The 26012-nt window shown below is 36.5% G+C and carries 25 protein-coding genes and 2 other annotated features; all 25 genes read right to left on the bottom strand.

All coding sequences use genetic code 11. The annotated features are described in order from the left end of the window. Positions 1-35: 35 nt before the first annotated feature. Complete coding sequence (gene rpoB, locus SLH48_RS19980) at positions 36-3596, bottom strand: DNA-directed RNA polymerase subunit beta (protein WP_320259562.1); 3561 nt, start codon at positions 3594-3596, stop codon at positions 36-38. Between the two features lie 256 nt (positions 3597-3852). Further along, a complete protein-coding gene (locus SLH48_RS19985; RefSeq protein ID WP_320259563.1) occupies positions 3853-4455 on the bottom strand; it encodes a class I SAM-dependent methyltransferase in 603 nt (200 codons plus the stop codon). A 301-nt stretch (positions 4456-4756) separates the two neighbouring features. After that, entirely contained in the window at positions 4757-5122 is a 366-nt protein-coding gene (rplL, locus tag SLH48_RS19990) for a 50S ribosomal protein L7/L12 (RefSeq protein ID WP_214483864.1), read from the bottom strand. A gap of 59 nt (positions 5123-5181) precedes the next feature. Further along, on the bottom strand, positions 5182-5682 hold the full coding sequence (gene rplJ / locus SLH48_RS19995; RefSeq protein ID WP_214483865.1) for a 50S ribosomal protein L10: 501 nt from the start codon (positions 5680-5682) through the stop codon (positions 5182-5184). Positions 5683-5749: 67 nt separating this feature from the next. Further along, positions 5750-5904, bottom strand: a sequence feature (ribosomal protein L10 leader region). Between the two features lie 56 nt (positions 5905-5960). Then, a complete protein-coding gene (rplA, locus tag SLH48_RS20000; RefSeq protein WP_320211100.1) occupies positions 5961-6662 on the bottom strand; it encodes a 50S ribosomal protein L1 in 702 nt (233 codons plus the stop codon). 110 nt (positions 6663-6772) lie between these two features. After that, positions 6773-7198: a 50S ribosomal protein L11 gene (rplK, locus tag SLH48_RS20005; protein ID WP_214483867.1), complete on the bottom strand. Its 426-nt coding sequence runs from the start codon at positions 7196-7198 to the stop codon at positions 6773-6775. 319 nt (positions 7199-7517) lie between these two features. Next, positions 7518-8051 carry a transcription termination/antitermination protein NusG gene (gene nusG, locus SLH48_RS20010; protein WP_214483868.1) on the bottom strand — a complete coding sequence of 178 codons (534 nt, stop codon included), beginning with the start codon at positions 8049-8051 and terminating at the stop codon, positions 7518-7520. Positions 8052-8549: 498 nt separating this feature from the next. Continuing rightward, positions 8550-8732, bottom strand: coding sequence for a preprotein translocase subunit SecE (secE, locus tag SLH48_RS20015; RefSeq protein ID WP_214483869.1), 183 nt, complete (start codon positions 8730-8732; stop codon positions 8550-8552). A 48-nt stretch (positions 8733-8780) separates the two neighbouring features. Then, complete coding sequence (gene rpmG / locus SLH48_RS20020) at positions 8781-8930, bottom strand: 50S ribosomal protein L33 (protein ID WP_214483870.1); 150 nt, start codon at positions 8928-8930, stop codon at positions 8781-8783. Positions 8931-9018: 88 nt separating this feature from the next. After that, entirely contained in the window at positions 9019-9675 is a 657-nt protein-coding gene (gene sigH / locus SLH48_RS20025; RefSeq protein ID WP_214483885.1) for an RNA polymerase sporulation sigma factor SigH, read from the bottom strand. Positions 9676-9732: 57 nt separating this feature from the next. After that, positions 9733-10242, bottom strand: a complete 510-nt coding sequence (locus SLH48_RS20030) for an NYN domain-containing protein (protein ID WP_320259565.1) — start codon at positions 10240-10242, stop codon at positions 9733-9735. Between the two features lie 5 nt (positions 10243-10247). Then, complete coding sequence (gene rlmB / locus SLH48_RS20035; RefSeq protein ID WP_320259566.1) at positions 10248-10991, bottom strand: 23S rRNA (guanosine(2251)-2'-O)-methyltransferase RlmB; 744 nt, start codon at positions 10989-10991, stop codon at positions 10248-10250. Then, positions 10991-11413 carry a Mini-ribonuclease 3 gene (locus SLH48_RS20040; protein ID WP_320259567.1) on the bottom strand — a complete coding sequence of 141 codons (423 nt, stop codon included), beginning with the start codon at positions 11411-11413 and terminating at the stop codon, positions 10991-10993. The genes rlmB and SLH48_RS20040 overlap by 1 nt, the downstream gene beginning before the upstream one ends. A 5-nt stretch (positions 11414-11418) precedes the next feature. Continuing rightward, positions 11419-12816: a cysteine--tRNA ligase gene (cysS, locus tag SLH48_RS20045; RefSeq protein ID WP_320259568.1), complete on the bottom strand. Its 1398-nt coding sequence runs from the start codon at positions 12814-12816 to the stop codon at positions 11419-11421. Beyond that, positions 12797-13462, bottom strand: coding sequence for a serine O-acetyltransferase EpsC (epsC, locus tag SLH48_RS20050; protein ID WP_410626603.1), 666 nt, complete (start codon positions 13460-13462; stop codon positions 12797-12799). Before epsC ends, cysS begins: the two co-directional genes overlap by 20 nt. 414 nt (positions 13463-13876) lie before the next feature. Continuing rightward, positions 13877-14116: a binding site (T-box leader), on the bottom strand. 157 nt (positions 14117-14273) lie between these two features. Continuing rightward, on the bottom strand, positions 14274-15731 hold the full coding sequence (gene gltX / locus SLH48_RS20055; protein ID WP_320259569.1) for a glutamate--tRNA ligase: 1458 nt from the start codon (positions 15729-15731) through the stop codon (positions 14274-14276). Positions 15732-15817: 86 nt separating this feature from the next. Continuing rightward, the gene (gene ispF / locus SLH48_RS20060) at positions 15818-16294 is read right to left on the bottom strand and encodes a 2-C-methyl-D-erythritol 2,4-cyclodiphosphate synthase (RefSeq protein ID WP_320259570.1); all 477 of its coding nucleotides are present in this window, start codon (positions 16292-16294) and stop codon (positions 15818-15820) included. Positions 16295-16346: 52 nt separating this feature from the next. Continuing rightward, positions 16347-17021: a 2-C-methyl-D-erythritol 4-phosphate cytidylyltransferase gene (gene ispD / locus SLH48_RS20065; protein ID WP_320259578.1), complete on the bottom strand. Its 675-nt coding sequence runs from the start codon at positions 17019-17021 to the stop codon at positions 16347-16349. Between the two features lie 99 nt (positions 17022-17120). Beyond that, on the bottom strand, positions 17121-18212 hold the full coding sequence (locus SLH48_RS20070; protein ID WP_320259571.1) for a PIN/TRAM domain-containing protein: 1092 nt from the start codon (positions 18210-18212) through the stop codon (positions 17121-17123). A gap of 158 nt (positions 18213-18370) precedes the next feature. Beyond that, positions 18371-19441, bottom strand: coding sequence for a DNA integrity scanning diadenylate cyclase DisA (gene disA / locus SLH48_RS20075; RefSeq protein ID WP_214483879.1), 1071 nt, complete (start codon positions 19439-19441; stop codon positions 18371-18373). Positions 19442-19448: 7 nt separating this feature from the next. After that, the gene (gene radA, locus SLH48_RS20080; protein ID WP_320259572.1) at positions 19449-20825 is read right to left on the bottom strand and encodes a DNA repair protein RadA; all 1377 of its coding nucleotides are present in this window, start codon (positions 20823-20825) and stop codon (positions 19449-19451) included. Positions 20826-20952: 127 nt separating this feature from the next. Next, the gene (gene clpC / locus SLH48_RS20085; protein WP_320259573.1) at positions 20953-23403 is read right to left on the bottom strand and encodes an ATP-dependent protease ATP-binding subunit ClpC; all 2451 of its coding nucleotides are present in this window, start codon (positions 23401-23403) and stop codon (positions 20953-20955) included. Next, on the bottom strand, positions 23400-24497 hold the full coding sequence (locus SLH48_RS20090) for a protein arginine kinase (RefSeq protein WP_320259574.1): 1098 nt from the start codon (positions 24495-24497) through the stop codon (positions 23400-23402). Before SLH48_RS20090 ends, clpC begins: the two co-directional genes overlap by 4 nt. A gap of 2 nt (positions 24498-24499) precedes the next feature. Beyond that, positions 24500-25048 (bottom strand): UvrB/UvrC motif-containing protein, encoded by a 549-nt coding sequence (locus SLH48_RS20095; protein WP_320259575.1) that lies wholly within the window; start codon positions 25046-25048, stop codon positions 24500-24502. 53 nt (positions 25049-25101) lie between these two features. Further along, on the bottom strand, positions 25102-25563 hold the full coding sequence (locus SLH48_RS20100) for a CtsR family transcriptional regulator (RefSeq protein ID WP_320259576.1): 462 nt from the start codon (positions 25561-25563) through the stop codon (positions 25102-25104). Positions 25564-26012: the final 449 nt, after the last annotated feature.

Genomic DNA, 26012 nt, shown 5'->3' on the forward strand with positions numbered 1-26012 from the left:
TCCCCTTTGAAAAAAGTATTGCTTTTTACTATCTCTTACTCTTTCACCACTGCATCTACCTCTTGTTCTACAGGAGCTTCTTCATCCATAGATACACTAGCATTTTGTTGATCATCATCATCTTCAGTATCACGCATTTCTATTTCTTGTTCATCACTAGAGAGCATTTTAACGTCCATACCTAAACTTTGTAGCTCTTTAATTAATACTTTAAATGACTCAGGAACACCAGGTTCAGGTACATTTTCACCTTTGACAATAGATTCGTACGTTTTCACACGACCTACGACGTCATCTGACTTAACAGTTAGAATCTCTTGTAGTGTATAAGCAGCACCGTATGCTTCAAGTGCCCAAACCTCCATTTCACCAAACCTCTGACCACCGAATTGAGCTTTACCACCCAAAGGTTGTTGGGTTACTAGTGAATAAGGACCCGTTGAACGAGCGTGTAGCTTATCATCAACCATATGTGCTAGTTTAATCATATACATAACACCGACTGATACACGATTGTCAAATGGCTCTCCTGTACGTCCATCATACAAGACCGTTTTAGCATCGCGAGCCATACCTGCCTCTTGTAATGTAGCCCATACGTCTTCCTCACGAGCACCATCAAATACCGCAGACGCAACATGTATACCGAGTTTCCTAGCAGCCATTCCAAGGTGTAATTCTAATACCTGACCGATGTTCATCCGAGAAGGAACCCCTAATGGGTTTAACATAATATCAATCGGCGTACCATCTGGTAAATATGGCATATCTTCTTCAGGTAAAATTCTTGAAATTACACCTTTATTTCCGTGGCGCCCTGCCATTTTGTCACCTTCAGAAATCTTACGTTTTTGAACGATATATACTCGAACAAGCTGATTAACTCCAGGTGGTAATTCATCGCCATCTTCGCGATTAAACACCTTTACATCAAGGATTATTCCTTCTCCTCCATGAGGAACACGGAGTGAAGTATCACGAACTTCACGAGCTTTTTCCCCGAAAATCGCATGGAGTAAACGTTCTTCAGCAGTAAGCTCCGTTACACCTTTAGGCGTTACTTTACCTACTAACAGATCTCCATCCTTCACTTCAGCACCAATACGGATAATACCGCGTTCATCTAAGTTTCGAAGTGCATCTTCACCTACATTAGGAATATCACGAGTGATTTCTTCAGGTCCAAGCTTTGTATCACGTGACTCTGATTCGTATTCTTCGATATGAATTGAAGTATAGACATCATCTTTCACTAGTCGTTCACTCATGATGATCGCATCTTCATAGTTATAGCCGTCCCAAGTCATAAATCCTACAAGCACATTACGACCTAGCGCTAATTCTCCCAACTCCATCGAAGGTCCATCAGCAAGGATTTCTCCCTTTTTCACTTCATTACCAACAGCTACAATTGGACGTTGGTTGTAGCATGTACCTTGGTTTGAACGAATAAATTTTAATAAACGATATTTATCAAGGTTACCTTTGATCTTTTGACCGTCTACTTCTTCATACCTTCTTACCCAAACCTCTTTCGCTTCAACACGCTCTACTATTCCAGGATGTTTACAAATTACAGCTGCCCCTGAATCCTTACCAGATACGTATTCCATACCTGTACCAACCCTTGGTGCCTCAGGCTGCATCAACGGTACAGCTTGACGTTGCATGTTCGCTCCCATCAATGCACGGTTAGAGTCATCGTTTTCTAAGAACGGTATACAAGCTGTTGCAGCAGAAACGACTTGTTTAGGAGATACATCCATATAGTCTGCACGTTCACTTTTAACAACGATATTTTCACCACGGAAACGGGCAAACACATCATCATCTACGAAAGTCCCGTCTTCTGTTAACCTAGAATTAGCCTGTGCAACTACATAGTTATCTTCTTCATCTGCAGTAAGGTAATCTATTTTGCTAGACACTTTACCAGTTTCAGGATCAACTTTTCGATATGGTGTTTCTATAAAACCAAATCGATTTACCTTTGCAAAAGATGATAATGAGTTGATTAGCCCGATGTTCGGACCCTCTGGTGTTTCAATAGGACACATCCGACCGTAATGTGAGTAGTGAACATCTCGGACCTCGAACCCGGCACGTTCACGGGTCAGACCACCTGGTCCAAGCGCTGATAATCTACGCTTATGAGTTAATTCAGCTAACGGATTTGTTTGATCCATAAACTGAGAAAGCTGTGAGCTTCCAAAGAATTCTTTTATAGATGCGATAACAGGTCTTATATTAATAAGTTGTTGTGGCGTGATTGTATTCGTATCTTGTATAGACATTCTTTCACGCACAACACGTTCCATTCTTGATAGCCCAATACGGAATTGATTTTGGAGTAATTCTCCAACCGAGCGAAGACGACGATTACCTAAATGGTCAATATCATCCGTATCTCCTACTTGATGTAATAGATTAAAGAAGTAACTAATAGAAGCAATAATGTCAGCTTGAGTAATATTCTTAACAGACTCCTCAATATAAGCATTGCCGATCACATTAATTACTTGCTCACCATCTGCATCACTAGGCGCATAAATTTTAATAGACTGCAGTAAAATCTCTTCTTCTATTACTCCACCTACTGTATGGAAGCTTTTAAACCCAGCTCCATCGATTAGCTGAGGAAGTATGCGATCTAGTGTCCTACGATCTAACAAAGTTCCTTTTTCAGCAATGATTTCACCAGTTTCAGAATCAACAAGTGTTTCAGCTAAGCGCTGATTAAATAATCTATTTTTCAAATGCAACTTCTTGTTAATTTTATAGCGTCCTACACTAGCTAGATCATAACGCTTCGGATCGAAGAAACGAGACTCTAGTAGGCTTTTTGCATTTTCTACTGTAGGTGGTTCACCTGGTCGTAGACGTTCATATATTTCTAGTAATGCTTTTTCAGTACTTTCGGTGTTGTCTTTTTCAAGGGTGTTGCGGATATATTCGTTATCACCAATTAAATCGATGATTTCTTGATCAGACCCAAACCCTAACGAACGCAAAAGAACCGTAACCGGTAACTTCCGAGTACGATCGATACGCACGTATACTACGTCCTTCGCATCAGTTTCATATTCTAACCATGCTCCTCGGTTTGGAATTACAGTTGCTGTAAAACCCTTTTTACCGTTTTTATCAACTTTGCCACTGTAATAAACACTAGGTGAGCGTACAAGCTGAGAAACAATTACTCGCTCAGCACCGTTAATAACAAACGTACCTGTTTCTGTCATTAACGGGAAATCTCCCATAAATACATCCTGGTCCTTCACTTCACCTGTTTCTTTATTCACTAAGCGTACTTTTACGCGCAGTGGAGCAGAATATGTAACATCGCGTTCCTTCGATTCTGCTACAGGGTACTTAGGCTCACCCAAGCTATAATCAATAAACTCAAGTGAAAGGTTACCTGTAAAATCTTCAATTGGAGAAATATCTCTAAACATTTCTCTAAGACCCTCATCAAGAAACCACTGATATGAAGAGGTTTGAATTTCAATAAGATTTGGCAATTCTAATACTTCACTAATACGAGCGTAACTTCTTCGTTGGCGGTGTCGTCCAAACTGAACTACTTGACCTGTCAACTGATTCACCCCTCAAATCAAGCGTTTTATTATTACTGCATATATATTTGTCTTACGAACTGAAAAATCATCAGTCATAAGGCAAAAAATAAAAGGGTTTCTTTTTAGAAAACCACATTTTACTCACGAACTATTGATTTTTTTAGTTTTTCCATTCAAACTAAACAATATACAACTAATATGATATTTTTTTCAATTATATTAGAAAAAATACATATTTGGCATTTTATAATATTAACACAACAAAAAATAACCGTCAACTTTTTTTTGCTTTTATGATATAATAGCCTTTTTTCTTAGTAACGATCTCTACTTCCCTGAAGATTGCTTTAAGCTTTTCAACTGCCGAGGGAGCCCCTTGCTTTTTCTGAATAACAACCCATAGCTCTCCACCATCATCTAAATAATCGATACTTTTTTCTAATATCGTATGAACTACTTTTTTCCCTGCTCGAATAGGTGGATTTGATAATATCGCAGAAAAAGACCGTTGATTTACACCCTCAAACAAATCACTTTTATAAATGGTTACATTTGAAACACCATTCAATTGCTTATTTTTTTCAGCTAACTCAAGTGCCCGTTCATTAACATCAACCATTTCCACCCGTTGTTTGTGAAATGCTTTTGCAATCGAAAGACCAATCGGCCCGTAACCACAGCCAATATCAAGTATAGAACCACCTGCTTCAGAAGGCTCAAAATGTTGTATTAATAATTTAGAACCGAAGTCAACTTCACTTTTCGAGAATACACCATTATCTGTAATAAAAGAAAACATAAAGCCCTTTAATTCATAACTCCAAGTTTGTGGGTTGCTATTCACTTTAGGCTTATCTGTAAAATAATGATCCCCCAAAAAACGACCCCCTGTCCTTCTTAAAATTTCGTATTAACTTCTTTAGCATGAATTGTTGTTTCACGCACTTAGAAGTTAACTATTCACAGCATCTTATCTTAATGTTTCATTCTTAATAATTGTTGCTTTTCGTCAATAGAGCTAAAAGCCAATATAACTAACGCTCTTGGCACCTTTTCTCCTCTAAAGACATCAGATACTCAAATGCATGTTAAAAACAACAACAACATATTTTTAATAATATGATTCTTAAAAAAAGCTCGCTAATATTATTAGCGAGCTTTTTTATTATTCAACAAAATTACTTAACTTCTACGCCAGCTCCAACTTCTTCAAGCTTCGCTTTAAGTTCTTCAGCTTCGTCTTTAGAAACGCCTTCTTTAAGTGTTTTTGGAGTGTTATCAACTAATTCTTTAGCTTCTTTTAAGCCAAGACCAGTGATTTCACGAACAGCTTTGATAACTTTAATTTTTTGTGAACCAGCACTTGTAAGTTCTACATCAAATTCAGTTTTTTCAGCAGCAGCGTCTCCACCAGCAGCTCCACCTACTACAGCTACAGGAGCAGCAGCAGTTACACCAAATTCTTCTTCAATAGCTTTTACTAAGTCGTTTAATTCTAAAACAGTCATTTCCTTAACCGCTTCAATGATTTGTTCTTTAGTCATTTTAATTTCCTCCTTGAAAAGTTGTAATTTTTTATACGAATACTATTTGTTTACTTAAATTATGCGCCTTGTTCTTCTTTTTGATCTGCAACAGCTTTTGTTGCAAGAGCAAGATTGCGAATAGGTGCTTGAAGAACGCTAAGCAACATAGATAATAATCCTTCGCGTGATGGAAGTTCTGCAAGAGCTTTAACGTCTTCTACTGATGCGATATTACCTTCAATCACACCTGCTTTAATCTCAAGTGCTTCATGGTCTTTCGCAAAGTTGTTAAGAATTTTCGCAGGAGCTACTACATCTTCAACACCAAAAGCAATTGCATTTGGTCCAGTTAAATGTTCGTTCAACCCCTCTAAACCAGCTTCTTCTGTTGCACGACGTGTTAAAGTATTTTTATATACTTTAAATTCAACACCTGCTTCACGAAGTTGCTTACGAAGTTCTGTTACTTCTGCAACAGTTAAACCACGATAGTCTACTACTACCGTTGATTTACTACCACGAAGTTTATCAGCAATTTCCGTAACGATCTGCTGTTTTTGTTCAACTGCGTTACTCATCCCTACACCTCCTATAATTTTTCTCTGGTTACTTATACCGCTTGGTGTATGCCGAAATTAAATTTTCTTCTCCAGCAAAAAACCTCCACATCTTTAAGACACGGAGGTTTGATATACAATAATTAACATTCTGTTATTACACTGTATATTTACAAAACACCTCGGTGGGAAATTAAGCTCATTACGAGCACCTACTGTCTCCGGTATAAATCATATTCTATTTAAACAACAAGAATGATTATATAGAATCATAACCTGTTTGTCAAATTATTTATTAATTAGTTTGCACCAGTTACTGTTGAAGGGTCAATTTTAATTCCAGGTCCCATCGTTGAAGTTACTGATACATTTTTCATGTACGTACCTTTCGCTGCTGCAGGTTTCACTTTTACCATTGTGTCAAAAATTGTAGTGAAGTTTTCTTCTAACTTCCCTTCTTCAAAGGAAACTTTACCAATTGGCACATGAATGTTACCTTGCTTATCTACACGGTACTCTACTTTACCAGCTTTAATTTCATTAATAGCTTTCGCAACATCAAATGTTACAGTACCTGTTTTAGGGTTAGGCATTAAACCTTTAGGTCCTAATACTCGACCTAATTTACCTACTTCACCCATCATATCTGGAGTTGCAACGATCACATCAAAATCAAACCAACCTTGATTGATTTTATTAATGTAGTCGCTATCACCAACAAAATCAGCACCCGCTGCTTCTGCTTCTTTTGCTTTTTCACCTTTTGCAAAAACTAACACACGTTGTACTTTACCAGTACCATGTGGTAGTACGACAGCACCACGGATTTGTTGATCTGCTTTCTTAGGGTCAACACCTAAACGGAAAGCAACTTCAACCGTTGCGTCAAATTTTGTTGTGTTTGTCTTCTTAACTAGTTCAATCGCTTCTCCCACTGGGTAAGCTTTTGTACGGTCTACTAATTTAGCAGCCTCTACGTACTTTTTACCTCTTTTAGCCATTGTATTTCCTCCTTATTTGTGGTTTTAACGGAACAACCTCCCACGAATAAAGGTTGCGAATGAGAATGCACTCATAGCCGCAACCTCCCAACACCTATATGCGCACGCGATTAATCTTCAATAACAATCCCCATACTGCGGGCTGTACCTTCAACCATTCGCATTGCTGATTCAACATTTGCTGCATTTAAATCAGGCATTTTTGTTTCAGCAATTTCGCGTACTTTGTCACGTTTTACAGTCGCTACTTTATTACGGTTTGGTTCACCTGAACCAGACTCAATTCCAGCAGCTTTTTTAAGTAATACTGCTGCAGGTGGAGTTTTAGTAATAAAAGTAAATGAACGGTCTTCGAAAACTGTAATTTCAACCGGTATAATTAAACCAGCTTGATCAGCTGTACGAGCATTAAATTCCTTACAGAATCCCATGATATTTACACCTGCTTGCCCTAAGGCTGGTCCAACCGGTGGTGCCGGATTTGCTTTACCAGCAGGAATTTGTAACTTAACAACTTTTATTGCTTTTTTAGCCACGAGACACACCTCCTTAAAGTCCGTGATGTGGTAATAGGGTATTCCCTCCCACTCATCGTAAACCTTTATTATCTATTCGAGGATGTCCAAATCGTCTGAGAGAAGGAACCGTCAAGAGACTTAAGTCAGCATACCTTACCACTTCTCATGTACGATGCATATGTACATGAAATTTAGTAGCATAGCCCACTAGTACTTCTTCATCCTTCTTTGAACACTCACTATAATAAAGATATATTATCATCTAGCCCCATATTTTTTGAGACATACTGACTTTGAAATATTACCACTTTTTTTGTGTCATTTCAAGTTTAATTGGTTATATTTTTTCTATTTGGTCAAAGTCTAGTTCAACTGGCGTTTCACGTCCAAACATATTTACAAGGACTTTAACTTTACTCTTATCAACATCAAGCTCTTCAATTTTACCTGTAAAGTTAGCAAAAGGACCATCCTTCACTTTTACCGTTTCACTAAGTTCAAAATCAACCTCAACGACTTTTTCTTCCATACCCATTCTTTTTAATACATGAGTAATTTCATCTGGTAACAACGGAGTTGGTTTTGATCCAGAGCCTGATGATCCGACAAAACCTGTTACTCCAGGTGTGTTTCGTACAACATACCAAGAGTCATCTGTCATTATGATTTCTACCAGCACATATCCTGGGAATACTTTTTTCTTAACGACTTTCTTTTTTCCGTTCTTCACATCTGTTTCTTCTTCTTCAGGAACTACAACTCTAAATATTTTATCTTGCATTCCCATTGACTCAACACGTTTTTCTAAATTTGCTTTTACTTTGTTTTCATAACCTGAATACGTATGAACAACATACCAATTCTTTTCCATTCGATAGGACTTATTATGTCCTTCCCTCCCCAACAATAAAATAGACCTGAAAGCGCAAACAGCGCACTCACTGGTGACAAGCATATGGCGAACCATCAAAAAGGTTGCTTTTTATCCTTATTGACGAATTGGCTTATAACCTCGAGCTGACGGCTGTTGAAGCTAGTCACTCAGCAAAGACCAAACGTCTCATTCATCCCACCAAAAGCACTGGAGTCACCTCACTTGAAGGCGCTTTTTTTGCCTTCTAGTAAAAAGGTATAGTGACCTCATGTAGATGGTTAAGATTCCTACACCTAAAGAGTTAACGTTTCGTCAATTTTCATAAAGGCACTCTCAGACGTAAAACATTCATCAGCAGGTTATATACCTGGTTATCTGCGTCTTCTTGTTAAAGCGTCTGCCATAAATACATTTTTTCTTCCCAAATCAAAAAACCCGTTACCGGGCTTTTCATCTACTAACTTTATCAATCATTATACCATGACAATGCAATTGTTATTCAACTACTAATTCAATTAAAAAAGAAATAATTTGGTCTGTTAAAGCAAAAAACAACACAAAAAATACTACAGTTGAAAGTACCGTAATAGTATAGCGAGTCAATTCCTTTTGTTTAGGCCAACTTACTTTTTTCATTTCACGTACAACATCACGCAAAAATGTTGTTAAACGTTTCATATACGTAACCTCCAGCGCCGGTTTTTATATAATCTAGGTTGTTAAAAATTATTTTGCTTCTTGATGGGTTGTATGTGTATTACAAGTTTTACAAAACTTATTTATTTCAAGTCTTTTCTCTGTTTTTGCATCAGTTTTCATAGTTATATAGTTTCGACTTCCACACTCACTGCATGCAAGGACTATTTTTTTACTCATGATAACACCTACCATAGACATACATGTCCTTAAAAGATTATCATACCATTCTTTTCTATGTCAACAACTGTTAACAAATGGAGGAAAGCTACAAGCTTATCTCTCTCAACTCTAAATAACGCTCAAGCTTTCTTTTTACTCTTTGTAGTGCATTATCAATAGATTTCACATGACGATTTAGATCTTCGGAAATTTCCTGATAAGACCTTCCATCTAAATAAAGAACTAATACCTTTCTTTCTAAATCACTTAATAGCTCTGACATTTTCACTTCAATATCATCATATTCTTCTTGATTTATAATGAGTTCTTCTGGATTCATTACCTTCGTACCAGAAATTACGTCCATTAGTGTTCGATCCGATTCCTCGTCATAAATAGGCTTGTCCAGTGATACATAGGAATTTAACGGAATGTGTTTTTGTCTAGTAGCAGTTTTAATAGCAGTAATAATTTGTCTCGTTATACATAATTCCGCAAAAGCCTTGAATGATGTAAGCTTGTCCTCTCTAAAATCACGTATTGCTTTATATAAGCCTATCATGCCTTCTTGGACAATATCTTCTCGATCTGCTCCAATTAAGAAATACGATCTCGCTTTTGCACGGACAAAATTTTTATACTTATTGATCAAATAATCAAGCGCTTCACTATTGCCACTGTGAACTAATTCTACAATATGTTCATCCTCATACTGCTCATATATTCCCCTTGTCTTCCCTTTGAAGTTCGAAACCACACAGATCCCTCCGACCGTTATATAGAAATATTATACAGCACGATTTTTTTCAACGTCAACCACTCATCGTTGTCCACGTCTCCATTTTTCGAAAATTTCTGCAACTTCTTCACTAAGATGTATTTTAGACTTTGGCTTTTTTTGTTGTGTAACTTTGACCTTCTTCTCAATTCGCTGTTTAATAGCGGTCATTTCATTGTATAGTTCTCGTGCGGATTTTCTCAATGCACCCTGTCCAAAAATCGTCCATTGTTCCATATAATCCGATGTTGCAACATGAATTTGCGTTTGAATATTATTAAGTTCTTTCACTAGCTTCTCTATGCGCTCATCTGCAGTTTCATTCTCACGTGTGAATATGATCTCTACTTTGTGGTTTTTTAATTTCTTTTCAATGCCTTTAACGAGGTGAGCATCAAAAACAATGATTACTCTATAACCAGTATAAGCTTTATATTCAGCCATCTGATTGATTAAGTTATCGCGAGCTGAGTTAAAATCTTTATCCCTTAAAGGTCTTAAGTTTGGCCATGCCCCTATAATGTTGTATCCATCAACAATCAGGATATCCATAAAGGTTAGTCCCCTAACGGGATTCGTTTACGGTAAACCTCATACATTAGTAAGCCAGCAGCAACCGATGCATTTAAAGATGTTACCTTCCCACGCATAGGAAGATTAATGAGAAAATCACATTTTTCTTTAATAAGTCTTCCGATCCCTTTTCCTTCACTACCAATGACAAGTCCTAAAGGCATATTTCCGTCAATGCTCCTGTAGTCATCTTGACCATTTGCATCTGTACCAATGATCCATATGCCATTTTCTTTAAGCTCTTCTATTGTGCGAGACAAATTAGTCACCTTAGCTACTGGAATATACTCTATCGCTCCGGTTGAAGCTTTAGCAACAGTTGCAGTTAATCCTACCGCTCTTCTCTTCGGAATAATAATGCCATGAGCACCAACTGCATCTGCAGTTCGCATGATAGAACCGAGGTTATGTGGATCCTCAATTTCATCGAGTAAGATAAAAAAGGGCATTTCTCCTTTTTCCTCTGCTTTACGGTATAGATCATCTAGGCTTGCGTATTCGTATGCAGCCACTTGAGCAATAACACCTTGATGATTGCCATCAATCATTTGGTCTATCTTTTTCTTTGGGACAAACGAAACTGGTACTTGCTTATCCTTTGCAAGCTGAGCAACCTGTTGCATTTGCCCTCTTTGTGATCCTTCAGCAATCCAAATCTTATTAATTTCACGCTTTGATTTTAGCGCTTCTAACACAGGGTTTTTGCCAATAATATATTCCTGATTCATCATTTACCTCCTTTCTTTTGTTTCTCAATAAATTGAAAAGATTCTCTTACAAGCTCCTCAAACCTATCTTCATTTCCCATTAAATAATGGTACCCTAATAAAGCTTCAAACGCTGTGCTATATCGATATGTTTGTACATCTGTATTTTTTGGAATGGTACCTGATTTTGCATTACGCCCTCTTTTTACGATTGTTTGCTCTTCAATACTAAGGATATCATTTTGGAGAAAGAAGTGTATAACATTCGCTTGCGCTTTTGCTGACACATATGCTTTAGCAATATTGTGTAACTGATTAGGTCTAATATTACCCTTTAGTAATAAGTGATGCCGCACATGACTTTCGTATACAGCATCACCCATATATGCTAAAGCTAGACTGTTTAACTGTTTCACATCAATAATATTAGGTGAATGTAACATCTTCCTTACCCTCTTCTCCATCTTGTACCTTGAGCTGTGTCTTCAAGTATAATATTTCGTTCTTTTAACTCATCTCTAATTTGATCAGATAATGCAAAATCCCTATTCTTTCTAGCATCTATTCTTTGTTGAATCAGTTCTTCTATTTCATCATCAAGTAGCTCGTTATTTTCTAATGTGAGTCCAAGCACGGTAAAGGTTTCTTCAAAGAGCAATACAAATTGTTGAATAACTTGATTGGAAGTGTTTTTTTCCATTAAATATAGATTTGCAGTCTTAGAAAGGTCGAATAATACTGTAATTGCATTGGCAGAATTAAAATCATCATCCATCTCTTCAATAAATTTCTCTTTGTATTGACTAATATTTTGAATCCATTCATCATCATTCGTAGTTAGATTAGCACTGCTATTCATCCGATGTTTTAAATTCGTATATGCTGTACGTAATCTCTCGAGGCTACTTTTGGCACTCTGAAGTAATTCAATATTATAATTTATTGGATTGCGGTAATGAACAGATAGCATAAAAAAGCGCAACACTTGTGGGTCATGCTCTTTAATAATGTCATGAACCAAAACAAAGTTCCCTAATGATTTCGACATCTTTTCGTTATCTATATTGATATATCCATTATGCATCCAATAATTAGCAAGCTGTTTTCCTGTTAAAGCTTCTGATTGAGCTATCTCATTCTCATGATGTGGAAAAATTAAGTCTTGCCCTCCTGCATGAATATCTATTGTATCTCCTAAATATTCTCGCACCATTGCAGAGCATTCGATATGCCAACCAGGTCTACCTAAGCCCCATGGGCTTTCCCAGGAAATCTCTCCTTCCTTGGCTGCTTTCCAAAGAACAAAATCTATTGAATCGTTTTTCTTCTCATCGACTTCAATTCGAGCACCCACTCGCAGTTCGTCAATTGATTGATGAGATAATTTTCCGTATCCGTCGAATTCACGCGTTTTGTAATAAACATCTCCACCTGATTCATAAGCATAACCTTTGTCAATCAAAGCTTGAATAAAGTCAATAATAATATCCATCGTTTCTGTGACTCGTGGATGAGCATCTGCTTTTTTGCATCCTAACGCGGAAACGTCTTCAAAATATGCTTGAATAAACCTCTCAGAGACAGTAGGTACGTCCTCACCTAACTCGTTAGCAGCTTTTATAATCTTATCATCAACATCAGTAAAGTTGGAAATATATTTCACATCATACCCGCGATATTCAAAATATCTCCTAACTGTATCATATATAATATCAGGTCGTGCATTTCCAATATGGATATAGTTATATACTGTTGGTCCACACTTATACATTGTAACCTTATTTTCTTCAATAGGTATGAATAATTCCTTTGCTCTAGTAAGTGTATTATAAATTTGAATTGGCATGTTCTATTTTCCTCTCTTTCATTTCTGCTAGTTCATTTCGTAATTCATTCATTTCTAATTCAATTTCTCTTATACGATCGGCAATCGGGTCTGGTAAATCTCGATGATTAAAGTCTTTTTTAACACGCACACCATTTTTTATAACTATCCTTCCAGGTATACCAACTGCTGTAGAATTGTCAGGAACGTCATGTAAGACAACAGAGCCTCCCCCAATCTTTGAATTCTCTCCAATAGTTATAGATCCTAATACTTTTGCTCCTGCTGCGATAAGTGCATTGTCCTTAATAGTCGGGTGTCTCTTACCCTTTTCCTTACCTGTTCCTCCTAACGTAACACCTTGATATATCGTAACATTATCTCCAATTTCACACGTCTCACCTATGACAACACCCATGCCATGATCAATAAATAAGCGCCTTCCTATTTGAGCACCAGGATGAATTTCAATTCCAGTAAAAAACCTGCTTATTTGTGATATGAGTCTAGCAAGAAAAAACAGTTTTCGCTTAAATAATCCGTGAGCTATCCTATGTGACCAAATAGCATGTAACCCAGAATAAGTAAGGATCACCTCAATATAGCTTCTTGCAGCTGGATCTTGCTCAAAAATCACCTCAATATCTTCTTTAAACATTTTAAACACGGTGTTCCCCTCCATTCTTATTATTTGTTCAAAAGACAAGAAAAGTGCAAGAGCCTCAATCATCCCCACCATGTGTTGAAACAAGACAATTCGATTGTATAGAATGCCAATACTATCAAATGTTTTTATGTTGAAATGACTGTAAGGGCCATATTTTCCATAACTCATCAATAAAGGTGTTGAATTTCTAACGATGCTCTTTTCGTAAACTTCGTTGCTAATGTACCTATACTAGAAAATAAAGATATTAATTTGCGTAAGTGTCATCGTTTTATAGAAGAAAAGATGCACCAAACTTTAGTAATATTCTTGTTAAGTTTTTTACGAAAATTCCTATATAAAAGAAAAGACACGATGGACATAAGTTGTATACGTGTACATATCCATATACGAAAAAACGCCTCTATGCCTATGCACAGAGACGTTTTCACGCGGTTCCACCCTGTTTAGGTAGCTCAAATTTGCAAGCCTACCCCAACTCAACCCTTCTAACGGAAGGGAATCCGTCCTAAGCTAGTTAATCAAAGATTAGTTCACCTAGAATACTCAGAGGTGCATTTCAAAAAGCGGGGATATGAACCACTTTCAGCCGATGATGGTCCTCTCTTAAATATCTTTATCCGCTCATTTACTTTTCCTCGTCAACGTAATTACGTATCATTCATTTTGTAAAAATCTTGTTTCCCAAAATATATATTGTAATTTACATATTTAATCCTTAATACTTAGCAACATCTATGCATAATAGCCTTACTTACACATTTAAACATCGATTCATATATCTTTACTATATTACAAAGTTAAAAAAAAGTTAACTAATTAAGCTTTTTATCCGCTCTTTAATTTTTTCCTTACCGAGTAACTCAATTGCCATTGGTAAGTCCGGGCCATGTGTTTGACCTGTTGTCGCAACACGAATCGGCATAAAGAGCTTTTTACCTTTGTGGCCTGTAGATTTTTGAACAGATTTCATTGCTGCTTTAATGTGCTCTGCTTTAAATAATTCAAGCTGTTCAATCTCTGATAGAAACCCAGTAAGTACCTCATTTACTTGCTCTTCTGATAAAACTACCTTTGCTTCCTCATCATACTTGATATCTGCTTTAAAAAACATTTCGGTTAAACCAATAATTTCTGCCCCGTAACTCATTTTTTCTTGGTGTAATAAAATTAATTTTCGAACCCACTCTCTATTTTCTTCATCCATGTTTTCCTCTATGAGCCCAGCTTTAGTTAAATGAGGCAAGGATAAGTTTACGATGTCATCGGCACTTAGATGTTTTATATACTGATTGTTCATCCATGTCAATTTTTGTTTATCAAATAAAGCAGGTGATTTTGATAAACGCTTAGCATCAAAAATATCAATCAATTGTTCCTTTGTAAATACTTCATCTTCACCACCTGGTGACCAACCTAGAAGTGCAATAAAGTTAAATAAAGCCTCTGGCAAATAACCTAATTCTTCATACTGCTCAATAAATTGAATAATCGCTTCGTCCCGCTTACTAAGCTTTTTCCTGCTCTCATTTACAATTAAAGTCATATGACCAAATGTAGGATACTCCCATCCAAGAGCTTCATAAATCATCATTTGCTTTGGTGTATTAGAAATATGATCATCACCACGTAAAACATGTGAAATTTTCATAAGATAATCATCAACTGCTACTGCAAAGTTGTACGTTGGGGTACCATCCTTCTTAACAATGACATAATCACCAATATCTTGTGATTCAAAAGTCACTTCACCCTTTACCATGTCTTGAAAACGGTATGTCTTTTCAGATGGTACGCTAAAACGAATGCTAGGTTTTCGACCTTCGGCTTCTAAAGACTTGCGTTGCTCATCCGTTAAATGACGACATTTCCCTGAATATTGTGGCATGCCTCCATTTAACGATTGCTCTTCTCGCTCTTTTTCTAGTTCTTCCTCAGTACAATAACATTTATATGCTAAATCTTTCTCTAATAGTTCATTATAATACTGCTGATAAATATCATTTCTTTCCGATTGACGATAAGGTCCATAATTCCCACCTACATCAACACTTTCATCCCAATCAATTCCTAGCCAAGATAAATATTTTAATTGACTTTCTTCTCCACCTACAATGTTACGCTTTTTATCCGTATCTTCAATTCGGATAATAAATTTGCCATCATTATTTCGTGCAAATAAATAATTAAATAATGCCGTACGCGCATTCCCTATATGTAAATGTCCTGTTGGACTTGGCGCATAACGAACCCTTATATCTTTCACCATAATTGTTACCCCCATAATTGTACATAGCAAAGTTTTATCGTTATTTTATCACCAAACATGATTGTATACAAAGCATGTCTATGTTGCTACCTTTTTTTTAGTAAAATAACTACTTGAGCAGCTATTCCTTCTTCTCTTCCTGTAAACCCAAGCTTTTCAGTAGTTGTAGCTTTTACATTTACTTGGTCAATAGAAGCCTCTAGAAGTTCAGCAATTCTTCCCCTCATTTGGTCAATATATGGGGACATTTTTGGTTGTTGAGCAATAATCGTACAATCAATATTGCCCAATTCATAACCTTCATTCTTTACTAGCTTCCAAACGTGTTGAAGTAGTAGTGATGAATCAGCATTTTTATATTGTGGGTCTGTATCCGGAAAATGTTTGCCAATATCCCCTGCTGCAATGGCCCCTAAACTGGCATCTGCAATTGTATGTAATAGTACATCCGCATCTGAATGTCCTAACAAACCTTTTACGTGGGGAATTTCAATTCCCCCTAATATTAGAGGTCTATCATCAGCAAATTGATGAACATCAAAACCTTGCCCAATACGAATCATTACCTTCACTCCCGTTACTTTATCTCTCTATGTTACTCGCTTATCGTTAAAACTACTCACCTAAAATTGCATGTGCAAATTTGATATCCTCTGGTGTAGTAATTTTGATATTTTGATAATCACCTTCGACGATCATTACTTGTTTATTTAGTCGTTCTACTAAACTGGCATCGTCGGTACCAATATATTTATCTTTAATAGCTTGCTCATGCGCTTCTTCCAATAATGATATACGAAAAGCTTGTGGCGTTTGCACTGCCCACAAGCTAGATCGTTCAAATGTTTCCTCCACTTTCAAATCCAGAACACGCTTCACAGTATCTTTAACAGGTACTGCAAGAACAGCCGCCCCGTCTTTGTATGCCCTATTAACCAAAGAATGAATATGCTCGGTTTTAATAAAAGGTCTTGCACCATCGTGAATGAGCACAATATCAACATTATGAACTGCTTTTAAGCCCATATGTACACTATGCTGCCGCTCATCTCCACCATACACGATTTTTTCTATTTTCGAAAAGTTGTTCTCTTCTACAATTTCCCTCATATATTGCTCATCTAGTGAATTAATAACTAGGACAATTCCTACGCAATGGGGGTCAGTTTCAAAAACTTTTAAAGTATGGGCTATGATTGGCGTTGACTGTAATGACATAAACAGTTTATTCATACCTACATTCATTCTTTTCCCCTGTCCTGCTGCAGGAATGACTACCTTATATAACATCATGTTGCTCTCCTAACATTTGTATAGGCATGATAAAGGTTAAGGAACGTGTTCACTTCACCTATAACCTTATCATTTATATAAACTTTGTATTATATCTTATAATGCTCTTTCTAACAACTTCGGCTTAGCAAAGATCATTCTCCCAGCAGAAGTCTGTAGTACACTCGTAACTAACACATCAAGATTTTTACCTATATAATCTCTTCCATCTTCAACAACAATCATCGTTCCATCATCAAGATACGCAATGCCTTGATTTTGTTCTTTCCCATCTTTAATTACTTGGACATTCATCTCTTCCCCTGGAAGAACAACCGGTTTCACGGCATTTGCCAAATCATTAATATTTAACACAGCTACATTTTGTAATTCACAAACTTTATTTAAGTTAAAATCATTTGTAACTACCACTCCAGAAGTAATTTTAGCGAGCTTTACGAGCTTGCTATCAACCTCCTGAATATCTTCAAAATCACCTTCATATATCTCAACGTTATTTGATAATTCCTTTTGTATGCGATTTAAAATATCAAGCCCTCTTCTACCCCTATTACGTTTTAACACATCCGCTGAATCCGCGATATGCTGAAGTTCTTCTAGGACAAATTGGGGTATGACGATCGTTCCTTCTAAAAAGCCTGTTTGACATATATCCGCTACACGACCATCGATAATAACACTTGTATCCAATATTTTTAATTTTTTATCATACAGCTCAAAATCTTCTTCATTGCCTTTTTTTGTTCCTTTACGGTTAGATATTGAAAATAAGTTAATAAGGTCGTCTCGCTTTTTAAAACCTATTTGAAAGCCTAAATAACCTAATAACAGAGTCAAAAATATAGGTATAATGGTATTGAATAATAAAAATTGGAATTTTTGTATTGGGATATTAATAAAAAAAGCAACAATAAGGCCAAAGATTAACCCTAAACTCCCAAAGACTACATCAGTTGCTGGAGCCTTGACAACAGTCTCCTCTAACCAACGTATTAAATTTACTATATAATCTACTAACCAAAATGTAACAAGAAAGAAAATAAGTGCACCTAATATGGCTAGCATGTAATGTTCTCTTAACAATGCAATGTTATCAATATTCATTAAAGGTAATAAATATGGAATATAAAATATACCTAATATCCCACCGATAATGAGAAAAAATAATTGAACAATTCTTTTTAACATTCTTTCACCTCCTTCTATACATTATAAACAGTTTGCAATAATTGAAACGTACTATTACTATTATTTTTTCTATTTGTAACCGCGATGAAATATATTTGTAAAATAAAGACATCTTTCACTTAGCATATCATCCTTTATGTGATGATTGCAAATGACTACTATATTTGACGATCAATTAACAATTGCTGCTGTATTCTTTTAAGTCCTTCTTTAATTTTTCGTGCTCGAACTTCTCCAATCCCCTCTACTTCATCTAATTGTTCTACACTTGCTTTCACGATTTGATTCATATTTTTGAAGGTTTCTATTAAATTTTCTATAACGACTGATGGCAAACGTGGTATTTTATATAAGGCTCGATACCCACGAGGTATTACACCTTTATCTATATTTGTATTTTGAGGATACCCAAGTAATTTTAAGAGTAGATAATCATCAAGAAGCTCCGAGCTCGAAAGCTTTTGTATTTTAAGTAAAATTGCATCAATATCTTCCTTAGCTTCACATGCATAATCTTTAATAAGTAAAATTGCTTCCTCTTCAATATGGGCAACTAATTCGTTCATTTGTAGACGTATTAACCTTCCTTCAGAACCTAACTCAGTGACATAGCTGATGATCTCATTTTGAATTCTCAACACCATTTCAATGCGATGTAGAACTTGTAATACTTCCGAAAAAGTTACTTGCTCTTCAAATTCCAAAGCACCTAAATTGGTCATGCTTTGATTCAAAACAGAGTGATATTTCTCAAGTGTTTGCATAGCTTGGTTTGCTTTCGTCAAAATGACACCAATATCTTTTAATACATAGCGAAAGTCAGCTTTATATAAAGTAATAACATTACGGCGTTGTGAGATAGCGATGACTAAGCTCCCAGTTTGTTTCGCAAATCTCTCTGCAGTACGGTGCCTCATGCCCGTTTCAGATACAACAATACAAGAATCTGGAACTAATTGTGCATTGGATATTAAAATTTTCGACCCTAATTCATTTAAGATAATTGCACCATCCATTTTAGCTAATTCATATAAATATGATGGTGAGAACTGACAATTTATTTGAAAGCCGCCATCAACCAATTTTTTCATTTTATCGTTGTAGCCAACAACGATTAAGCCACCGGTTTTTGCACGTAAGACGTTATCTAACCCTTCCCGAATAGGGGTTCCAGGGGCAATAAGCTTTAATATGTCTGCTACAATTTGCTCGCTATGCACTCTCTCCATTAACTATCTACCCTCCCAATGCATGTTGTAAGGTCTCATTAACAGATGATACTCCAATCACCTCAATTCCAGCTGGAACAGACCATCCTCCTAAGTTTTTCTCAGGCAAAATAACCCTCTTAAAGCCAAGCTTCGCAGCTTCCTGAACTCGCTGTTCAATTCTAGAAACGCGTCGTACTTCCCCAGTTAAGCCAACTTCTCCGATAACTACATCTGTAGGGTTTGATAGTTGGTCTCGAAAGCTTGAAGCGATACTGACGGCTACAGCTAAATCAATTGCAGGTTCATCTAACTTGACTCCTCCTGCAACCTTTAAGTATGCATCTTGATTTTGCAGCAATAGCCCCACTCTCTTTTCTAATACAGCCATAAGCAGTGATACTCTATTATGATCGATTCCCGTTGCCATTCTTCGTGGATTACCAAAACTTGTTGGTGAAATGAGTGCTTGTATTTCGACGAGAACGGGCCTTGTTCCTTCCATAGAGGCTACTACTGTAGATCCAGCTGCTCCTTTTGAACGCTCCTCTAGAAAAATTTCAGATGGGTTTTGAACTTCAGTTAGACCTAGTTCCTTCATTTCAAAGATTCCTATTTCATTTGTTGATCCAAAGCGGTTTTTAACAGCTCTTAATATCCTATACGTATGATGACGTTCACCTTCAAAATAAAGAACTGTATCCACCATATGTTCAAGTAACCGTGGCCCAGCAATTGAGCCTTCTTTCGTAACATGACCAACAATAAAAGTGGCGATTCCTTTCGTTTTTGCAATTTTCATAAGCTCAGCGGTACATTCTCTTACTTGCGATACACTACCTGGAGCTGATGTAACCTCAGGGTGAAAAATAGTTTGTATTGAATCAATAACAACAAATGATGGCTCCATCTCTTCAATGGCTTTTGATATATACTCTAAATCGGTTTCAGCTAACACGAACACATTTTCTCCATTAACCTCTAGTCGATCTGCACGAAGCTTCGTTTGTTTTATTGATTCTTCTCCAGATATATATAATACTTTATGTTCAGAATGAGCTAATTTTGATGATACTTGCAATAACAATGTTGACTTTCCGATACCAGGATCTCCACCTATTAATACAAGCGATCCTTTAACAATACCTCCACCTAACACCCGATTAAATTCCACAAAATCCGTATACATTCTAGGTTCGTTCGTCGTTTCTATTTTTGTTATAGCTGTAGGTTTTGTACTGGTAGAAGTAGGTGCTACATAAAACGATCCCTTCCGAGCAGATTTTGTCTGTTCAATTTCTTCTACCATTGTATTCCACGCATTACACCCAGGACACTTTCCCATCCATTTTGCTGATTCATATCCACAAGTTTGACAACTAAACTTTGTTTTTCTTTTAGCCATTATGTTAAGCTCCTCTATTTAAAATACCTATGTGTATTATATTTTATGACAATATAAATAGATCTAAAGAAGAAAAGGTATACGACTTTGCATGCTGACGTATACCTCTTTTCTTACTTATCGTATTTTATAAGTGGTTTAATTCACTAATTTCTTCTGCTAAGCGAATAGTAAACTCATTCTCAACAACATCTAGCATAACTTTCTGACCTTTTGCAATCGTTCCTTTGAGCAATTCTTCAGAAAGCAAATCTTCAACATGCTTTTGAATGGCTCTGCGCAAAGGACGTGCTCCATACTCTAGGTCATTTCCTTCTTCTGCTAGCTTTTCCTTTGCTGCGTCTGTAATTTCCAGGGCAATTTCTTGCTCCACTAATCTTTTTGTTAATTGTTCTGTCATTAATGTCACGATTTCTTTAAGATGCTTTTTCTCTAAAGAATGGAAAACAATAATTTCATCGATACGATTTAAAAACTCCGGACGAAATGCTTTTTTCAGCTCATCCATCACTTTCCCCTTCATATCTTTATAATTTTGGTTTTCATCCTGTACATTAAATCCAACAAACTTATTTCGTCTTAGCGCATCTGCACCAACATTTGATGTCATAATTAACACTGTGTTCCGAAAATCTACTGTACGGCCTTTTGAATCAGTTAACCTACCGTCTTCTAGAACTTGAAGCAAAATATTAAAAACTTCAGGATGTGCTTTTTCAACTTCATCTAGAAGAATAACTGAGTATGGTTTACGACGAACTTTTTCTGTTAGTTGTCCACCCTCATCATGACCGACATAACCTGGCGGTGAACCAACTAGTCTTGACGTCGAGTGCTTCTCCATATACTCAGACATATCAATTCGTATCATGGCATCTTCTTCACCAAACATTGATTCAGCTAATGCTCTTGCTAGCTCAGTTTTACCAACACCGGTAGGGCCTAAAAATACAAATGAGCCGATAGGTCTTTTCGGATCTTTCAATCCAGCACGCGCTCGACGTACAGCCTTGGCAACTGCTTTCACAGCTTCTTCTTGCCCAATTACTCTTGAATGCAGGATTTCCTCTAAATTTAACAATTTATCTGTTTCAGTTTGAGCAAGTTTAGATACAGGAATTCCTGTCCAGCTTGCAACAACTTTAGCAATGTCTTCTACTGTTACTTCACAGTTTTCTTGACCTTGTTTCTGCTTCCAGCTTTTCTTTGTTTCCTCTAATTGTTCTCTTAAGCGTTGCTCAGTGTCCCGTAGAGAGGCTGCTTTCTCAAACTCTTGACTTTGTACTGCTGCATCCTTCTCTTTTCTTATTTCATCTAATTTTTGTTCAAGCTCTTTTAAATTTGGTGGTGTCGTATAAGACCGCAAACGAACTTTTGATCCTGCTTCATCTATTAAATCAATCGCTTTGTCAGGTAAAAAGCGATCCGAAATGTAGCGGTCGGATAATTTTACCGCCTGTATGATTGACTCATCACTGATTGATACACGGTGATGTGCTTCATACCGATCACGTAAACCTTTCAAGATTTGAATTGATTCCTCATTCGTTGGTTCATCTACTTGTATCGGCTGAAAACGCCTTTCTAACGCAGCATCTTTTTCTATATATTTTCTATATTCATCTATAGTTGTAGCTCCAATACATTGAAGCTCCCCTCTAGCTAATGATGGTTTTAGAATATTTGAAGCATCAATAGCGCCTTCAGCTCCACCAGCACCAATTAATGTATGAAGTTCATCGATAAATAATATGATATTACCTGCTTGGCGAATTTCATCCATTACCTTTTTCAGTCTATCTTCAAATTCACCGCGATATTTAGTTCCTGCCACCACTGTGCCCATGTCTAAAGTCATTACACGCTTATCACGTAGAATTTCTGGTATTTCATTATTTACAATTTGTTGAGCTAACCCTTCAGCAATTGCAGTCTTACCAACTCCAGGTTCTCCTATTAGGACTGGGTTGTTCTTTGTGCGTCTACTTAAAACTTCAATTACACGCTGAATTTCTTTACTTCTACCAATGACAGGATCTAAGCTTCCTTCTCGGGCAATGGCTGTTAAATCTCGTGCGAGACTATCTAATGTAGGTGTATTAGCATTCGTAGCCGCTCCCCCTTGATGACCTGATGAAGTTTCATTACTCCCTAACAGCTGAAGCACTTGTTGACGTGCTTTATTTAAGCTTACTCCTAAGTTATTTAAAACTCGAGCAGCAACACCTTCACCCTCTCTGATGAGACCCAGTAAAATGTGCTCTGTTCCTACATAAGAATGTCCTAGCTTTCTCGCCTCATCCATAGATAATTCTATTACTTTTTTGGCACGAGGTGTGTAATGAATCGTTTGAGTTGTTTCTTGACCTCTACCGATTAACTTTTCAACTTCTTCTTGTATCTTATTAGATTCCAAGCCAAGAGCAACTAACGCCTTAGCTGCAATCCCTTCACCTTCGCGAATAAGACCTAATAAAATATGCTCCGTTCCTATGTTATTATGACCTAAACGAACTGCCTCTTCCTGTGCCAATGCCAAAACTTTTTGTGCTCGCTCAGTAAATCTACCAAACATCATAATTCTCGACCTCCAAACTCATTTTGATTGCTTTTTTCCAAACTTATTCTTTCTCTAATCAATGTTGCCCTACGAATATCACGTTCATGTGATCTTAATGGACCGCCTGCATATTGCTGAAGAAATCCAGGCTGTGTTACAATCATTAATTCATTTAAAATATTACTCGATATATCTTTTATATATCCGATATCAATGCCTAAACGAATGTCAGACAAACATTTAGCAGCTTCTTTTGTCTCCAAAACGCGACTATGTGCTAATGTACCATATGAGCGGTATACCCTGTCTTCTAGTTGAATACCAGATGTTTTTACTAATGCTTCTCGTGCAGAGCGTTCTTGAGCAATCAGTTGCTGCACCACACTTTCTAGGTCATTCACAATATCAGTTTCAGATTTTCCAAGTGTTACTTGGTTTGATATTTGAAATATATTACCTAATGCTTCGCTACCTTCACCATATATTCCTCTAACAACTAGACCAAGTTGATTGATTGCTGGAATAATTCTACTCATTTGTTGGGTTAATATAAGTGCAGGCAAATGCATCATGACCGATGCCCTTAATCCAGTACCAACATTTGTTGGACAGCTAGTCAAATACCCTTTCTGTTCATCAAACGCATAGTCTACATGTGTTTCAATCCAATCATCCAACTCATTAGCTTTTTCTAGAGCTGCACTAAGCTGAAACCCAGGAAACAAACATTGAATTCGTATATGATCCTCTTCATTTATCATGATACTTACTTCTTCATTTTCTGATAAAATACAAGCTCCAAAAGGCGCATCTTCGGCTAATTGAGGGCTAATGAGATGCTTTTCAACTAGTACTCTTTTTTCAATAGGCTGCATTTCATTCATCGCTAATAATTCTAGCTTCCCAAAAGATTCCGGGGCTTTTTCTTCACATACCAATTTAAATAATTGAATGATCTTATGCGCTTCTTCGTTTGTTATGACAGTAGGAAACCATATATTTTCTATATTTCGTGCAAGTCTAATTCTACTAGAAAGTACGATATCTGATTCAGGGCCATCCTCACTCATCCAGGAGCTTATTGCTTTTTGTAGAAACCGCTGAAGTGACATAGTTATCCCTCCCCCATGTCTATCTGACTTAAACTTCGTTCTAAAGCCCTAACCTTATCACGAACTTCTGCTGCTTTTTCAAACTCCTCACTGACTATATACTCCTGAAGTGTTTGTTTATATTGTTCTATTTGCTTACGTAAATGTATATTTCCACCTATCCTTGTCGGGATTTTTCCAGAATGAATTGTGTTTCCACTATGAAACCTCTTGAGTATAGGAGTTAAATGATTTTTAAACGTTTTATAACATTCAGAGCATCCAAATTTACCAATGTTTAAAAATTGAGTATAAGTCATTTTACATTTGTCACATTGAATAACCTCATTTTGATGAAATGAATTACGTTGTTTTTCTTGTAGAGAAGGTTCCATATTGAGTAGCCCTGCTATTAAGTTATTAATCGAAAAGCCTTGATTATTTGCAAGCATAAACATTTCTCCTTTTTCCTGTGCACAATGCTCACAAACGTGGGTTTCAGCTTTTTCTCCGTTGATAATTTTTGTAAAGTGTAACGTTGCAGGTCTCTTGTTACATTCTTGACATATCAATGACTTCACCTCTCCTGTCTAGATTATTAATATCATCTGAAATCCTCATACCATTAATTGTATTTTAGTGATGTCAACATCGCAATGAGTATTCTAGATCGTAATTCATCTCTATCTGGAAGGCTAATATATAAGATTGATCGATCAACAGTACTCAACATGATTTTTGCTTCTCTTTCAGTAATAACCTCTTCTTCAATTAATCGACCTATAATATTTTCAGCTATTGTTTGAGAGATTCTTGGACCAATTAACGTTAATAGTTGTTCAATTAAGTGGGTATCATCATGAGACTGCACTTTCATTATTCGTATATAGCCACCGCCACCGCGTTTACTTTCTACAATATAACCACGTTCCATTGTAAAACGTGTATTTATCACATAATTAATTTGAGATGGTACGCATTGAAATTTATCTGCTACTTCATTTCTTTTTATTTCAACAATATCTTGATCATTCATTTCTAGAACGCTTTTCAAATATTGTTCAATAACATCAGATATATTTCTCATTCAACCCCTCCTTTCATTGACTTTGACTATATTTGACTTTACATTTACTATATAGTGAATTGGAAAAAAGCGCAAGAGACTCGAATTAGCTATTTAACAGCCCGACCATAGACTACAAATATATCCTTGCCATTTATTTAATAAATCAAAACAAGAAAAGCCTAACGGCTTTTCATAAAAACAGATGGATATGAAATGCTTTTTATAGTCTTTATACAAGAAGATGCTCCGAACGTTAGTTATATTCGTGTTTAGTTTTTATTACAAATTGCAACAAAGATGTCATAAACGCTAGCTGGATGCAATTAATTAAGGCAAAAGCAAATTAGCTAAAAAATTGTATAGAAAAAAGCCAGAGGATTATATCTTCCTCTGACTTTTGCATTGCCTGGCAACGTCCTACTCTCACAGGGGGAAACCCCCAACTACCATCGGCGCTGAAGAGCTTA

Origin of the sequence: Cytobacillus sp. IB215316 (genome assembly GCF_033963865.1) — a bacterium.
Lineage (GTDB): Bacteria > Bacillota > Bacilli > Bacillales > SM2101 > Nanhaiella > Nanhaiella sioensis.

Excerpts from the sequence above, each read along its gene's own strand:
- rplL (WP_214483864.1), bottom strand. The coding sequence starts at position 5,122 with ATGACTAAAGAACAAATCATTGAAGCGGTTAAGGAAATGACTGTTTTA.
- rplJ (WP_214483865.1), bottom strand. The coding sequence starts at position 5,682 with ATGAGTAACGCAGTTGAACAAAAACAGCAGATCGTTACGGAAATTGCT.
- rplA (WP_320211100.1), bottom strand. The coding sequence starts at position 6,662 with ATGGCTAAAAGAGGTAAAAAGTACGTAGAGGCTGCTAAATTAGTAGAC.
- nusG (WP_214483868.1), bottom strand. The coding sequence starts at position 8,051 with ATGGAAAAGAATTGGTATGTTGTTCATACGTATTCAGGTTATGAAAAC.
- secE (WP_214483869.1), bottom strand. The coding sequence starts at position 8,732 with ATGAAACGTTTAACAACATTTTTGCGTGATGTTGTACGTGAAATGAAA.
- rpmG (WP_214483870.1), bottom strand. The coding sequence starts at position 8,930 with ATGAGTAAAAAAATAGTCCTTGCATGCAGTGAGTGTGGAAGTCGAAAC.
- SLH48_RS20030 (WP_320259565.1), bottom strand. The coding sequence starts at position 10,242 with ATGGATATCCTGATTGTTGATGGATACAACATTATAGGGGCATGGCCA.
- rlmB (WP_320259566.1), bottom strand. The coding sequence starts at position 10,991 with ATGAATCAGGAATATATTATTGGCAAAAACCCTGTGTTAGAAGCGCTA.
- SLH48_RS20040 (WP_320259567.1), bottom strand. The coding sequence starts at position 11,413 with ATGTTACATTCACCTAATATTATTGATGTGAAACAGTTAAACAGTCTA.
- cysS (WP_320259568.1), bottom strand. The coding sequence starts at position 12,816 with ATGCCAATTCAAATTTATAATACACTTACTAGAGCAAAGGAATTATTC.
- gltX (WP_320259569.1), bottom strand. The coding sequence starts at position 15,731 with ATGGTGAAAGATATAAGGGTTCGTTATGCGCCAAGTCCAACAGGACAT.
- ispF (WP_320259570.1), bottom strand. The coding sequence starts at position 16,294 with ATGATTCGTATTGGGCAAGGTTTTGATGTTCATCAATTTGCTGATGAT.
- ispD (WP_320259578.1), bottom strand. The coding sequence starts at position 17,021 with ATGTTATATAAGGTAGTCATTCCTGCAGCAGGACAGGGGAAAAGAATG.
- SLH48_RS20070 (WP_320259571.1), bottom strand. The coding sequence starts at position 18,212 with ATGTTAAAAAGAATTGTTCAATTATTTTTTCTCATTATCGGTGGGATA.
- disA (WP_214483879.1), bottom strand. The coding sequence starts at position 19,441 with ATGGAGAGAGTGCATAGCGAGCAAATTGTAGCAGACATATTAAAGCTT.
- radA (WP_320259572.1), bottom strand. The coding sequence starts at position 20,825 with ATGGCTAAAAGAAAAACAAAGTTTAGTTGTCAAACTTGTGGATATGAA.
- clpC (WP_320259573.1), bottom strand. The coding sequence starts at position 23,403 with ATGATGTTTGGTAGATTTACTGAGCGAGCACAAAAAGTTTTGGCATTG.
- SLH48_RS20090 (WP_320259574.1), bottom strand. The coding sequence starts at position 24,497 with ATGTCACTTCAGCGGTTTCTACAAAAAGCAATAAGCTCCTGGATGAGT.
- SLH48_RS20100 (WP_320259576.1), bottom strand. The coding sequence starts at position 25,563 with ATGAGAAATATATCTGATGTTATTGAACAATATTTGAAAAGCGTTCTA.